Origin of the sequence: Ochrobactrum sp. CGA5 (assembly GCF_006345815.1) — a bacterium.
GTDB lineage: Bacteria > Pseudomonadota > Alphaproteobacteria > Rhizobiales > Rhizobiaceae > Brucella.
In genome coordinates this window covers 163,033-177,287 of the sequence record NZ_VCIG01000009.1, presented here as the reverse complement: position 1 = coordinate 177,287, position 14,255 = coordinate 163,033, and the positions used below count along the sequence as shown (strand labels likewise).

Here is a 14,255-nt window from a genome sequence, read left to right as displayed (position 1 = left end):
CTCCCATCTGAATTGTGGTAAGTTACACCTATAATTTTCAAGTCATGTGGTTGTACAGCCCAAGGAGCTGGACGCCGGTTTATGGCTGTTTACCGAGGATTTAACGATGGCACGTTCTCCCGACCCCAAAGGCTCAGGTGGTCTTTCCCAGCGCCAGCTTCGCGTCGGCGAACAGGTGCGTCACGCATTGGCCCAAGTGCTTCAACGCGGTGAAATCCGCGACGATCTAATCAGTCGCACCGTGATTTCCGTCTCTGAAGTGCGCATGTCGCCCGACCTCAAGATTGCGACCTGCTTTATCACCCCTCTCGGCGACGCCGATACGCAGGCGGTTATCAAGGCACTGGCTGCAAACGCAAAGTTTATTCGCGGACGCATGGCGCCAAGCCTCAGCCAAATGAAATACATGCCGGAATTCCGTTTCCGGGCCGATACGAGTTTTGACAATTTTTCCAAGATCGATGCGATTCTCCGTTCGCCGGAAGTCGCCCGCGATCTTGGGCATGATGATGCAGAAGACGGGGAGGCAGACAAGGCTTCCCGCAATGGAGACGAATAAAGCATGGCACGACGGGGCAAGAAAAAAGGTCGTCCGATATCCGGCTGGGTTATTTTCGATAAGCCGAAGGGGATGGGATCGACCGAAGCGGTCTCGAAGATCAAATGGCTGTTCAATGCCGAAAAGGCCGGTCATGCCGGTACACTTGATCCGCTCGCTTCCGGCATGTTGCCCATAGCACTGGGTGAAGCCACCAAGACCGTGCCTTATGTCATGGATGGAACCAAAATCTATCGTTTCACCGTAAGCTGGGGCGAGGAACGCTCCACGGATGATCTGGAAGGTTCGCCGACCAAGACTTCGGACAAGCGGCCATCGCGCGCTGACGTCGAGGCACTGCTACCGAATTATACTGGTGTCATTTCGCAGGTTCCGCCACAGTTCTCCGCCATCAAAATCGACGGTGAGCGCGCTTACGATCTTGCTCGCGAAGGCGAGACGGTCGAGATTCCATCCCGCGAAGTCGAGATTGACCGCTTGGAGATCGTCGGCACTCCAGATGCCGACCGCACGGAATTCGAGGTCGAATGCTCCAAGGGCACCTATGTGCGCTCCCTTGCACGCGACATGGGCAGGGACCTCGGTTGCTACGGTCATATTTCCGACCTGCGCCGCATCGAAGTCGCGCCGTTTACGGAAGAAGACGCCGTAACGCTGGCCGAACTCGAACAGGCTTGGCCGCCACTTCCGCCGAAGGATGAGGATGGAAATGTCATTGAGCCCGCTCCGCGTCGTGACTTTTCGGCGATTGATGCATTGGTCATCGATACGGGTGCGGCGCTTGACTGTCTGCCGCAGGTGCCACTTACCGACGATCAGGCGCAACGCGTGCGTCTTGGCAACCCGGTAATCCTCCGTGGACGCGATGCCCCTCTGGAAGCAGACGAAGCCTGCGTCACGACACGCGGAAAATTGCTCGCTATCGGCTATATCGAGCATGGACAATTCAAACCGAAGCGCGTTTTCACAACGGGCTGACCTTTTGTCAGAAGATCGCGATAAGGTAGCAAATTGAATTGAGGCTGGCGTTTCCGTCAGTTTTGCACTATATGCCCCTCATCGATCATGCGTAAAAGCATGTCAGATCGTGTAAATGGCCCGCGCTGGACGACATCCCGGCCCGGGCGTCTGGTTTTCCTCTCATCTAGAAAGGTGTTACGATGTCGATTACTGCTGAGCGCAAGCAAGCACTTATCAAGGAATACGCCACCAAGGAAGGCGACACCGGTTCTCCTGAAGTACAGGTTGCCGTTCTTTCCGAGCGTATCGCCAACCTCACCGAACACTTCAAGGGCCACAAGAATGATAATCATTCGCGTCGCGGCCTCCTGAAGCTGGTTTCGCAGCGTCGTCGTCTTCTTGACTATGTCAAGGGCATCGACCAGGCACGTTACCAGGCGCTGATCAGCCGTCTCGGCCTGCGCCGCTAACGGTAAAATCGGGCGACGTCTCAAAACGTCGCCCGTTTAATTTATTCGGGCATTTTGTCGTGCGGATAGCCGCTGAAAAAGCAAAATGCGACAGTATCGGGCGGAGTGCCCGCTGGCATGAAACGACGCACTAGGTGCATTCCGTCATGCCGATGAAGAGCCACAAGGCTCATGACCTGGACCAGTCATGGGGCAGGATTGCAGGCAGTTCGTGTCAGGGGATATTCGGAAATGAATGTTCTGGCACATAGCGAACTTCCCGTTGTCTTGCCCGTGGCCTGTCCGCCAACCGAGGCGATGCCTTCAGGCGCTTTTGCGCGGCATCACCACATGAGGACAAGATATGTTCAATACCCATAAAGTAGAAATCGAATGGGGCGGTCGTCCGCTCACGCTCGAAACCGGCAAGATTGCCCGTCAGGCAGACGGTGCAGTTCTCGCAACCTATGGCGAAACTGTCGTTCTGGCGACTGTCGTTTCTGCCAAGGAGCCGAAGCCGGGCCAGGATTTCTTTCCGCTGACCGTGAACTATCAGGAAAAGACCTATGCCGCTGGCAAGATTCCCGGTGGCTATTTCAAGCGTGAAGGTCGTCCGAGCGAAAATGAAACACTGGTCTCACGCCTGATAGATCGTCCGATCCGTCCCCTCTTCGTTGACGGCTACAAGAACGACACGCAGGTCGTCATCACCGTCGTCCAGCACGATCTGGAAAATGATCCTGACGTCCTGTCGATGGTTGCTGCTTCTGCAGCTCTCACCATTTCGGGTGTGCCTTTCATGGGCCCGATCGGCGGGGCACGCGTCGGCTACATCAACGGCGAATATGTCTTGAACCCGAATATCGACGAAATGCCGGAATCGAAGCTCGATCTGGTTGTTGCCGGTACCTCGGAAGCCGTGCTGATGGTTGAATCCGAAGCACAGGAACTCTCCGAAGAAGTTATGCTCGGCGCCGTTGTTTTCGGACAGAAGGGCTTCCAGCCAGTCATCGACGCGATCATCAAGCTCGCTGAAGTTGCTGCCAAGGAACCGCGCGACTTCCAGCCGGAAGACCTGTCGGCCCTTGAGGCAAAGATGCTCGCCGTAGTCGAAAGCGACCTGCGCGACGCTTACAAGATCACCGAAAAGCAGGCTCGTTATGCCGCCGTCGATGCCGCTAAGGCAAAGGCGAAGGAACATTTCTTCCCTGAAGGTGTAGAAGAAACGGAAATGTCGCCGGAACAGTTTGCGACCATTTTCAAGCATCTGCAGGCCAAGATTGTCCGCTGGAACATTCTTGATACCGGTAGCCGCATCGACGGTCGCGATCTTTCGACAGTTCGTCCGATCGTCTCAGAGGTTGGTCTTTTGCCTCGCACCCACGGTTCGGCTCTGTTCACCCGCGGTGAAACGCAGGCTATCGTCGTGGCCACGCTCGGCACCGGTGAAGATGAACAGATGATCGACGCCCTGACGGGCACCTACAAGCAGCCTTTCATGCTGCACTACAACTTCCCGCCTTACTCCGTTGGTGAAACCGGTCGCATGGGGTCGCCGGGCCGTCGTGAAATCGGTCATGGCAAGCTCGCATGGCGCGCTATCCATCCGATGCTGCCTGCCGCTGAGCAGTTCCCATACACGATCCGCGCGGTTTCCGAGATCACTGAATCCAACGGTTCGTCCTCAATGGCTACCGTTTGTGGTACCTCGCTTGCTCTCATGGACGCCGGCGTCCCGCTGGCACGTCCGGTTGCCGGTATCGCCATGGGTCTGATCAAGGAAGGCGAACGTTTCGCGGTTCTTTCCGACATCCTCGGTGATGAAGATCACCTCGGCGACATGGACTTCAAGGTTGCCGGAACGGAAAACGGCATCACCTCGCTGCAGATGGACATCAAGATCGACGGCATTACCGAAGAGATCATGAAGGTCGCTCTGGAACAGGCCAAGGGTGGTCGCGTCCACATTCTCGGCGAAATGGCCAAGGCTCTGTCGACCTCGCGTGACGAACTGGGCGAGTTCGCTCCGCGCATCGAAGTGATGAACATCCCGACCGATAAAATCCGCGACGTTATTGGTTCCGGTGGCAAGGTTATCCGTGAAATCGTGGAAAAGACCGGTGCCAAGATCAACATCGAAGACGATGGCACGGTGAAGATCGCTTCGTCGAACGGCAAGGAAATCGAAGCCGCTAAGAAGTGGATTCATTCGATCGTTGCTGAGCCGGAAGTAGGCGAAATCTACGAAGGCACCGTTGTCAAGACTGCTGACTTCGGCGCATTCGTGAACTTTTTCGGCCCGCGTGACGGTCTGGTTCACATTTCGCAGCTCGCTGTCGACCGTGTTGCCAAGACCACCGATGTGGTCAAGGAAGGCCAGAAGGTCTGGGTCAAGCTCATGGGCTTCGATGAACGCGGTAAGGTTCGCCTGTCGATGAAGGTCGTCGATCAGGAAACCGGCAAGGAAATTGCCCAGGAAAAGAAGAAGGAAGAAGCTGACGCCGAATAAGCGTCGACTGCTTCGATTTCAAAGGAAAGCGCGCCTTTATGGCGCGCTTTTTTGTTGCATGGGATTCATTTCAAGACCATGGATGAATCATGATTACACCGGCACAACAAACTCTCTTTCTCCCCTTCGATCAGGCCATTCTAGATGTGCCCGAGGAGGGACAATCTTTTCTGGCCTGTGGTCTGTCTGCGGACCGGCATCTTGAAGACGAATGGAAACGTGCATTGACTTTCCTGCAGCCGTGGCGTCCCGACTGGCTGGCGCTGGAAAAGGAGAGTTTCAAGACCGTTCCCAGATTAGCGCCAGACATGGGCGAGGAGAGCCGTTTTTCCGGTGGGCTACTTGTGCTTGGAAAACATCGCGGACGTAACGAGGCGTGGTTTTCTGAGCTTCTGGCGCGTGTTGAGCCGGGGGGGTGGATTGTCGTGTCCGGCGACAAGAAGCTTGGCATCGATAGTTTCAGGAAATGGGTCGGCAATATTGCCGAGATCAGCGACCGTATGTCGAAGAACCATGCGGTGGTGTTCTGGCTTAGGCGTCCTGCCGATCTTACTGATGATTTTATCACGGCGCTGAAACCGCTTGCTAAGGATATTGACGACGTGTTTCGCACCGAACCCGGCATGTTCTCGCACGGCGTTATAGACAAAGGTTCGGCGCTGCTCGTCCCGCATATGGAAAAGATCGTTTTCGGCAATGTTGCTGATCTTGGCGCAGGCTGGGGGTATCTTGCAGCGCAATGCCTCAAGTTCGCGGATCGCATCAAATCCATTGATCTCTACGAAGCGGATTACGAGGCGCTGGAAGCGGCGCGCGGCAGTCTGGAACGGCTGTCCGCATCTGTGCCGATCAGCTTCAACTGGTTTGATGTGACGAGTGAAAAGATGGCAGGCATCTACGACACTGTAATCATGAACCCGCCTTTCCACGAGGGGAGGGTGACGGATGTGTCGCTTGGTCAGGCGTTCATAGCCGCTGCCGCGTCGCGTCTTAAACCGGGCGGACGTCTGCTGATGGTCGCAAACCGTCAACTGCCTTATGAGATTACGCTCAAAGGATTGTTCAAGAACGTGACACTGCTTGAAGAGGCAAATGGTTTCAAAATCTTCGACGCGAAGAAATGAAACAAAAAAGCCGCCTCGAAGGGCGGCTTCTTTGTACTGTCAGGCTTACTCGCCTCGTTCCGCATCAGAGCTTTTCAGCTCCTCCAATGTCGGCATGGAGACGATATTGTAGCCGGAATCCACATAATGGATTTCGCCGGTAACGCCGCTCGAAAGATCGGACAGCAGATAGACCGCCGATTTGCCAACATCGTCGATGTCGACGGTGCGGCGCAGCGGCGAATTGCGGCGCTGATAGCTGAAGATTGCGCGTGCATCGCCAATACCGGCACCGGCCAACGTGCGCACCGGCCCAGCTGAGATGGCGTTGACGCGGATACCCTGCGGGCCGTAATCGGCGGCAAGATAACGAACCATGGCTTCAAGCGCGGCCTTGGCAACGCCCATGACATTGTAGTTCGGGATGGTGCGCGTCGAACCGCCATAGGTCAGCGTCAGGATTGAGCCGCCATCCTTCATGAGCTTTTCGGCACGCTGCGCCATTTCCGTGAAGGAGTAGGCGGAAATCACCATGGTGCGGCTGAAATTTTCGCGCGTGGTGACGTCTGCGTAGCGACCCTTCAGTTCGGTTTTGTCAGAGAAGCCAATAGCATGGACGATGAAATCGAGCTTTCCCCACTTCTTTTCGATTTCGGCAAAGACCGCATCAACCGACTCGATATCTTCCACATCGCAGGGTAGCACGAAATTAGAGCCAACCTGTTCGGCCAGCGGCTTTACGCGCTTACCGAGCGCTTCACCCTGATAGGTGAAGGCTAGTTCAGCGCCTTGTGCTGCGAGTTGCTTTGAAATTCCCCAAGCAAGTGAGTGATTATTCGCGACCCCCATGATGAGGCCGCGTTTGCCTTTCATCAAACCTTCCATATTTTCCCTCTCCCTCAGCCCTGGTAGCGCTGGAAAACCAGCGTCGCGTTGGTGCCGCCAAACCCGAAGGAGTTGGAGAGCACGGTGTTGAGCTGAGCGTTGTCAATGCGCTTGCGAACGATAGGCATGTCCGCGAAGGCAGGGTCCAGTTCTTCGATATGTGCGCTTTCGCAAATGAAATTGTTGTGCATCATCAGAAGCGAATAGATCGCTTCCTGCACGCCGGTTGCGCCGAGCGAATGGCCGGTCAGCGACTTGGTCGCAGCGATCGGCGGGCAGGCGTCTCCCGAGCCGAAGACCTGACGGATCGCTTCGATTTCCGGCGCATCGCCAGCGGGTGTCGAGGTGGCATGCGGATTGATGTAGTCGATCTTGCCCTTGACAGTCGAAAGCGCCATCTTCATGCAACGGATGGCCCCCTCGCCGGACGGAGCGACCATATCGTAGCCGTCGGAGGTTGCGCCATAGCCCACGATTTCGCCGTAAATCTTGGCGCCACGGGCCAGTGCGGTTTCCAGATCTTCGAGTACCAAGACACCGGCGCCGCCTGCGATTACGAATCCATCGCGGTTCTTGTCGTAAGCGCGCGATGCGGTGGAGGGCGTGTCGTTATACTTGGTGGACATGGCGCCCATGGCGTCGAACAGAACCGATAAAGTCCAGTCGAGATCTTCGCAGCCGCCCGCAAACATGCGGTCCTGCTTGCCGTACTGGATCATCTCGAACGCATTGCCAATGCAATGGTTGGAAGTCGCGCACGCGGAGGAAATCGAATAGTTGATGCCCTTGATCTTGAAGAAGGTCGCAAGCGTCGCGGAAGCCGTTGAACTCATGGCTTTCGGCACGGCGAACGGACCGACACGCTTCGGACCTTTGTCACGCGTGATGTCAGCAGAATCAACAATGGTGCGCGTCGAAGGACCACCGGAACCCATGATGATGCCGGTACGGTCGTTGGATACTTCGTCTTCGGAAAGCCCCGCATCCGCAATGGCCTGATCCATGGCAATGTGGTTCCAGGCCGTACCACGGCCATGGAAGCGCATCGCACGACGATCGACCAGTGCTTCGACATCAATCTTCGGGGCACCGTGCACCTGACAGCGGAAGCCGAGATCGGCATATTCCTCAGCCCGGGAGATGCCGGACTTTGCTTCACGCAGCGAAGCCGTGACTTCCTCGGTGTTGTTACCAATCGAGGATACGATCCCCATACCCGTTACGACCACACGCCGCATCGCGTTCTCCTTTACACCTGTTCCGTGAGCGACGCGTCCGTCATGCGGACTGCCGCCTGTTCGCGGTTACATAGGTGCGATCTTCGCATGTTTTGAGCGCGGCCGCATGAAAACTGTACACTTTTTTGCAGTCGCGCTCGTGGATGATGATGATTGAGGCGCCTTATTGGCCCTCGCTGTCCTTTGACAGGCCAACGCGCAGGTCGGTCGCCCGGTAGATGATTTCGCCATCGGCTTTCAGCCAGCCATCAGCGGTGCCGAGCACGAGGCGGCCACGCATGACGCGCTTGAAATCGATACCATATTCGAGAAGCTTGGTATGCGGACGCACCATGCCCTTGAACTTCACTTCACCGGTGGAGAGAGCCATGCCGCGACCCGGCTCGCCAAGCCAGCCGAGGAAAAAACCGGTCAACTGCCACATACCGTCGAGACCGAGGCAGCCCGGCATAATCGGATTGCCCATAAAATGGCACGGAAAATACCAGTCATCCGGGCGCACATCATATTCAGCGCGGATATAGCCTTTATCAAACTCGCCGCCGGTTTCGGAAATATCTGTGATGCGGTGGACCATCAGCATCGGAGGCAGAGGAAGCTGAGCATTGCCGGGACCGAACATCTCGCCGCGTGCACAGGCCAGGAGTTCTTCATACCCGTAGCTGGATTTCTGTTCTGCCATTACGCCTCCCTTGAGGTTCATTCTGTATCGACCGGCAATCCGGCCCGGGTTGTAGGTTTCACCGGAACATCCCTACCACAGACTGTTTCCGGCAGTAAAATCCTGCATTGGGTTTATCTGGGTTTTTATCCGAAAAACCGGCCAATTCCCAAGGCTATTGATACTTATTTCGCAACGGCATATATCAATGTCAGTATGCAGTGGGCAACAGCCCGTTTGACGATTGATGATTTTGCAACAAGCTTGTGACGGAACCAACGGTGAATATGCAATCTTCACATAACCACTCGACGGTCTCGATGGAAGAGCAGCTCCGCCGTGCGGGCCTGCGTCCGACGCGGCAGCGCGTTGCGCTTGCGAGCCTGATCTTTGCCCAGGGCGATCGCCATTTGTCTGCGGAAGACCTGCACGAAGAGGCTGTTATGGCCGACGTGCCAGTGTCTCTGGCGACGGTTTACAACACGCTTCATCAGTTCACGGAAGCCGGCATGCTGCGTATTATCGCAGTAGAGGGCTCTAAAACCTATTTCGATACGAATATATCGGATCACCAGCATTTCTTCCTCGAGGGGGAAAATGTCGTGTTCGATATTCCACACGGTGAGAAAGGCCAGCCTACGGTCGCCAACATGCCTGATGCGCCGGACGGTATGGAAATTGTCAACGTGGATATTATCGTCCGCCTGCGCCGCAAGAGCCAGTAACGAGCTTCCTTTCAGTTGGGAATAGAAAAGAAAGCGGCTAAGGCCGCTTTTTGGGGTTATGAGGTGTCGCTGTTGTCGACTAGAACCTTCTCGAGCAGGAGGAAATCAAGGGATTGGCCATCACAATCAACACATCAATGGAAAGACATCATTTTTCCACTCCCCAGCGGCATTGTTGAATCGGTGCTTATCCACTGATCTGCCGTGAGTAATGCACAACGGTTCAGGATTGCATGATCACAGAAAAAGCCTTTCAGACAAACCGAACCACGTCAGTTCAAGAAGGCAATTGTAACTCACGGCCGTCCCTCGAGGATAGTCTTAGGCAAGTGACTGACGAATAAGTACCTTTCAACTCATCGAAATTTTGCGTCACGCGATAGAACCCCGGCGGAGACATTGAAAAATTGCGCTTCCCCTTCGAGCGCTTCGAAGAGCGTGCGATCCGTGCCGGTCATGAAAGCCTGTCCGCCAAGCTCATTGAGGATGCCAAAGAGCGCTGCACGACGCCCCGTGTCGAGATGGGCGGCGATTTCATCGAGCAGAAGAATCGGCGCCATGCCGGAAAGTTCTGCCGTCAGTCGTGCATGGGCAAGCACCAACCCGATCAGAAGCGCCTTTTGTTCGCCCGTTGAACAGAGTGCGGCTGGCATGGCCTTGGGACGATGCTGGACGATGAGATCTGTCCGATGCGGGCCGTCGAGCGTACGACCTGCCGCCCGGTCCCGCGAGCGGCCATCGCGCAGTGTACGTCGGAAATCCTCCTCAAGGTCGAGAGCTGCCTCGACGTTGATTCTCTGCTCCAGAGTACCTTCCAGAAAACAATCGGCCTTTGGAAACGGTCCATCTGCGGGAAGCCGTTCGATCATGGCAGCAATCAGGCGCATGGCTTCAGCACGGGCGGCGGCAATCGCCGTTCCCAGTTCTGCCATCTGGCTTTCAATCGCATCCAGCCATTGGTCGTCATTATTGCCATCGTTCAGCAAGCGGTTGCGGCTGCGCATTGCCTTTTCGTAATCAAGCACACGCTTGCCGTGGGCGGTATCAATGGCGAGTACCATTCGATCCAGAAAGCGCCGACGGTCTGATGCCCCTCCGGTGAAAAGCCCATCCATTGACGGTACCACCCAGAGGATACGCGCATAATCGAGCATGTCGTCGCCTGAGGCCGCAATACCGTTGATACGAACTTTACGACCGCCCTCGCCACCACCTGCAGTGCCGGTCCCGATTTCAGCTTCACCATAGATCATGCAATCGAGTGATGCGTGAATGGCAAAACCATCGAGCGAATTGGTGCGAGCAACATCATCATAGGCGGCGCGGCGCAGGCCGCGCCCCGGCGAGAGAAAGGAAATTGCTTCAATCAGATTGGTCTTACCGGAACCATTTTCGCCGGTTAGCACCACGTGGTCGGGACCAAGCGGCAGCGATAGTTCCGCATAATTGCGGAAACTCACAAGTTTAAGTCGCCGGATCGAAACACGTTCCGGCCGCCGCTCTATGTGATCATTTGTTTCCACAATCCGCTTCTTCTAGAGCTTTCCCTGTTTAATTGAACTGCTGGGAATACTCTATCAATGTGTTTCAGGAGGTATCTTTTCCGAAAACCGCTTCATACTTCGGGATGCGCTCTAGCCTTGTTTACCAAGGAGGGGTGCCAACACTTTTCATTATGCGGGGCCTAAAATGGCGGAGTTCGGGAGCCGGCGTGGACTGTACCGTTGGGTAATTGGGAGCCGGGAGCAAAAACAATACCATTCACGGGCCGCCAGAGCTGAAATAGCTATGGCCCCAAACGCGACCTAGACGCGCATCGGCATCAGGACGTACAGCACATCTTCATCGCCTGTGTCGCGCACCAGCGTCGGTGAACCGGCGTCGGCCAGCATGAAGACTGCATCTGAGCCCGAAAGCTGGCTCGTAATGTCGAGCAGATATTTCGAGTTGAATCCTATATCGAGCGGATCGGCATCGTAATCCGCCGCAAGCTCATCGGTTGCGCTTCCAGAATCGGGATTGTTGACAGTGAGCGTCAGCTGTCCATCGGCAATCGAAAGCTTGACCGCACGGCCACGTTCGCTCGAAATGGTCGAGACGCGATCCACGGAAGCTGCAAATTCCTGGCGCCCGATGGTCAGCTTCTTGTCGTTACCGGACGGAATCACACGCTGGTAATCCGGGAAGGTGCCGTCGATCAGTTTCGAGGTGAGGACGACCGATCCAACGGTGAAGCGAATTTTGGCGTCCGACAGTTCGACTGTAACAACCATGTCAGGCGTATCGACTAGCTTCTGCAGTTCGGCAACCGTCTTGCGGGGGATAATGATGCCCGGCATGCCTTCGGTACCAGAAGGCGCTTCCAGCTCGGCGCGCGCCAGACGGTGACCGTCGGTCGCGACGGCGCGCAACTTCAGGGCCCCCTCACTTTCAATGGCATGGAAGAAAATGCCGTTGAGGTAGTAGCGGGTTTCTTCCGTCGAAATCGCAAACTGCGTGCGGTCTATAAGACGCTTTAGCGCCTGTGCTTCGATTCGGAAGGAATGGGTGAAAGCGCCAGCGGTCAGTTCCGGGAAATCGGACTGTGGCAGGCATTGCAAGCGGAAAGACGACTTGCCGGAAGTGACCGACATGGAACCGCCGTCTGGATTGGTCGACAACATGACTTCAGCACCATCCGGCAGCTTGCGGACGATGTCGTAAAGAAGATGGGCCGGAACCGTCGTGGCACCTGCCTGTTCCACCATTGCTGCGGTCGCTTCGTTGACTTCGAGATCAAGGTCGGTTGCCTTGAGCGCGAGGCTCGCACCATCAGCCTGCAAAAGCACGTTCGACAGAATCGGTATCGTGTTGCGGCGCTCCACGACGCGATGGACGTGATTGAGAGATTTGAGAAGGTTCGATCGCTCTAGGGTAACACGCATGTTCAAACGCACTCGCTCGCTGGGACGGGGCAACTGCATCTGACGGGCAGGCAGGAAGCCCCTGTCGATAAGGCGCCGAGGGCGCCAGAAGGTCCGCTAAAGTGGCAGATTTTTAAGGAGAAAAGCAAGCCCGCGCCGTGTCGGAAAGCGACAGGGCCCGGGCTTTTTGTTGATAACCGCCGTTGATAGCGGGGAAGGTTACCGATTAGGCTGCCTGATCGTTGATAAGACGCTTCAGAAGTTCGAGTTCCTGCGCCAGCTTGGTATCGGCACCGACCAGATCCTCGATCTTGCGCACAGCATGAAGAACCGTGGTGTGATCGCGACCGCCGAAGCGGCGACCGATTTCCGGCAGGGAGCGCGGCGTCATCATCTTGGCAAGGTACATTGCTACCTGACGCGGCTTGACGATGGTGCGCGTACGGCGGTTCGACAGCAGGTCCTGCTTCGACACATTGTAATGACGCGCTACGATTCGCTGGATCTCCTCGATCCGGATCCGCTTCGGCTCGCCAACGCGGGTCAGGTGGCCAAGCAGTTCGTCGACGCGATCGATGGAGATGTTCGGCTCGAAAGACTGGCGGAACAGAAGCTGATTGAATGCGCCTTCCAGCTCACGGCCTGATCCGGTGACAGTGCGAGCAACGTGAGAGAGAATCTCTTCGCTAATGTTGAGGCTTGAATCTTCTGCCTGTGCGGCGGCCAGACGGCGACGCAGCATTTCGACCCGCATGTCGTAGTCGGGAGCGGCCACTTCGAGCGCAACGCCGCCCTGAAGACGCGAACGAACACGCACATCAAGCGATTCCAGTTCGGAAGGCGCGCGGTCAGCTGCGACCACGACCTGCTTGGCGCTGTCGAGCAGCGTGTTCAGGAGATGGCAGAATTCGTGCTGGATCGACTTGCCCTGCAGGAACTGCATGTCGTCGATGACGAGGAGGTCGATATCGCGCAGCTGTTCCTTGAAGGATAGCGCATTGTTGTCGCGGATAGCAGTGGCGAAGCGCCACATGAAATATTCAGCCGTCAGATAGACAACGCGGGCCTTTTCCTGGCGCTGGAGCGCGGCGGCGGCGATTGCCTGCAAAAGGTGAGTCTTACCAAGACCGACGGAGGCGTGGATGAAAAGCGGATTGAAACGCACCGCGCTGGAGCCGGCCTCGGCAATGGTGCGGGCAGCAGCGAGCGCCACACGATTCGATGCACCGTCCACGAAGCTGTCGAACGTATAGCGCGGGTCGAGCGGCGATCCCAACACAGCACCCGAAGCCGCGGCCGATTCTGCGACCACTGCAGAACCGCGCTTATCACCCAGCGACTGACCGCCGAAGGACTGACCCAGCGGAAACACCACCTTTTCGCGCGGAGCAACCGCAGGCTTGTTTTCAGCGGCTTCGCAGGTTTCCACAGGTGCAGCGCTGCGAACCACGCGACTCACACCACGAACCACAACTTCAACTTTCAGAATCTGCGGGTTTTCTTCCTGCCACAGCTCGGTCAGAAGTTCGGAATAATGATTGTTGATCCAAGAGCGCAGAAATGCCGTTGGCACCGATAGGCGAACAACACTCTTGGAGATGTCGTCGAGCTTCAGACGACCGAACCAGCTCGAGTAAATCTCGGTACCGACGCGGGCTTTCAGCTTTGCCGTAAGGCGCTCGAAAACCTCGTCACCGGCATTGCCGCCCAACTCGACCAGGCTCTTATCATTTCCGGTAGCAGAAGATCCGTGGATACGGTTCGCATGTGCATCTTCACCCATCGTTGCCGTCGATTTGCCGGTCATCATTGCCATCGTCTCGCCTGCCTTCACATTCGTACGCGCCGTTTTCTTGGCGCTTGTCATTTTTTCCTGGCCGAACCGCAGATTTACCATCCGTCGGGAGCGACAGGTACACACTCACAAAGCCCGGCTCTACAGCTCTGGGCCAAACACAAACTCAAACGGTCCCATCAGGACCCACACCCGGATACTCCTTCCCGGCGACCTTTTTACGACTCATAACACTTTACCGGAGGCTGATTGCCCGGAAAGAAATCCGCCACAACCATTCAATTGTCGGGGACCTGCCTAAAACGGCATTCCGGTTAATGAACGGTAAGCAAACAACCATGAGGAACAGGACCTTACGACCAGAATATAACACCCGCGGGCTATGATACCCACGCCAACAAACTCAATATTTGATGCTAACTCCGGGCCGGTGGCCCACCCCTCTTATGTCCTGACTTTAGCGAAGCC

The 14,255-nt window shown here is 56.1% G+C and carries 12 protein-coding genes; 6 read left to right on the top strand and 6 right to left on the bottom strand.

Annotated elements, in window-relative coordinates; all coding sequences use genetic code 11:
• Positions 1-106: 106 nt before the first annotated feature.
• From rbfA to FJQ48_RS10445, 5 genes are all read left to right on the top strand, one after another.
• Positions 107-559 (top strand): 30S ribosome-binding factor RbfA, encoded by a 453-nt coding sequence (rbfA, locus tag FJQ48_RS10465; RefSeq protein ID WP_139975061.1) that lies wholly within the window; start codon positions 107-109, stop codon positions 557-559.
• A 3-nt stretch (positions 560-562) separates the two neighbouring features.
• On the top strand, positions 563-1,537 hold the full coding sequence (truB, locus tag FJQ48_RS10460) for a tRNA pseudouridine(55) synthase TruB (protein WP_139975060.1): 975 nt from the start codon (positions 563-565) through the stop codon (positions 1,535-1,537).
• A 182-nt stretch (positions 1,538-1,719) separates the two neighbouring features.
• Entirely contained in the window at positions 1,720-1,989 is a 270-nt protein-coding gene (gene rpsO / locus FJQ48_RS10455; RefSeq protein ID WP_061344682.1) for a 30S ribosomal protein S15, read from the top strand.
• Between the two features lie 343 nt (positions 1,990-2,332).
• A complete protein-coding gene (pnp, locus tag FJQ48_RS10450) occupies positions 2,333-4,477 on the top strand; it encodes a polyribonucleotide nucleotidyltransferase (RefSeq protein WP_139975059.1) in 2,145 nt (714 codons plus the stop codon).
• Between the two features lie 89 nt (positions 4,478-4,566).
• A complete protein-coding gene (locus tag FJQ48_RS10445; protein ID WP_139975058.1) occupies positions 4,567-5,601 on the top strand; it encodes a class I SAM-dependent methyltransferase in 1,035 nt (344 codons plus the stop codon).
• A 45-nt stretch (positions 5,602-5,646) separates the two neighbouring features.
• Here FJQ48_RS10445 and fabI read toward each other — a convergent pair whose 3' ends face one another.
• From fabI to fabA, 3 genes are all read right to left on the bottom strand, one after another.
• Positions 5,647-6,465 (bottom strand): enoyl-ACP reductase FabI, encoded by an 819-nt coding sequence (gene fabI, locus FJQ48_RS10440; protein WP_139975057.1) that lies wholly within the window; start codon positions 6,463-6,465, stop codon positions 5,647-5,649.
• A 14-nt stretch (positions 6,466-6,479) separates the two neighbouring features.
• Positions 6,480-7,703, bottom strand: coding sequence for a beta-ketoacyl-ACP synthase I (gene fabB, locus FJQ48_RS10435; protein WP_139975056.1), 1,224 nt, complete (start codon positions 7,701-7,703; stop codon positions 6,480-6,482).
• A gap of 163 nt (positions 7,704-7,866) precedes the next feature.
• The gene (gene fabA, locus FJQ48_RS10430; protein ID WP_139975055.1) at positions 7,867-8,385 is read right to left on the bottom strand and encodes a 3-hydroxyacyl-[acyl-carrier-protein] dehydratase FabA; all 519 of its coding nucleotides are present in this window, start codon (positions 8,383-8,385) and stop codon (positions 7,867-7,869) included.
• A 266-nt stretch (positions 8,386-8,651) separates the two neighbouring features.
• On the opposite strand from fabA, the gene irrA reads away from it, so the two are divergent.
• Positions 8,652-9,089, top strand: coding sequence for an iron response transcriptional regulator IrrA (gene irrA / locus FJQ48_RS10425; protein ID WP_139975054.1), 438 nt, complete (start codon positions 8,652-8,654; stop codon positions 9,087-9,089).
• 356 nt (positions 9,090-9,445) lie between these two features.
• On the opposite strand, the gene recF is transcribed toward irrA, so the two are convergent.
• From recF to dnaA, 3 genes are all read right to left on the bottom strand, one after another.
• The gene (gene recF / locus FJQ48_RS10420; RefSeq protein ID WP_139975053.1) at positions 9,446-10,612 is read right to left on the bottom strand and encodes a DNA replication/repair protein RecF; all 1,167 of its coding nucleotides are present in this window, start codon (positions 10,610-10,612) and stop codon (positions 9,446-9,448) included.
• Between the two features lie 282 nt (positions 10,613-10,894).
• Positions 10,895-12,013, bottom strand: a complete 1,119-nt coding sequence (dnaN, locus tag FJQ48_RS10415; protein WP_139975052.1) for a DNA polymerase III subunit beta — start codon at positions 12,011-12,013, stop codon at positions 10,895-10,897.
• Between the two features lie 205 nt (positions 12,014-12,218).
• The gene (dnaA, locus tag FJQ48_RS10410; RefSeq protein ID WP_139975051.1) at positions 12,219-13,859 is read right to left on the bottom strand and encodes a chromosomal replication initiator protein DnaA; all 1,641 of its coding nucleotides are present in this window, start codon (positions 13,857-13,859) and stop codon (positions 12,219-12,221) included.
• Positions 13,860-14,255 lie beyond the last annotated feature (396 nt).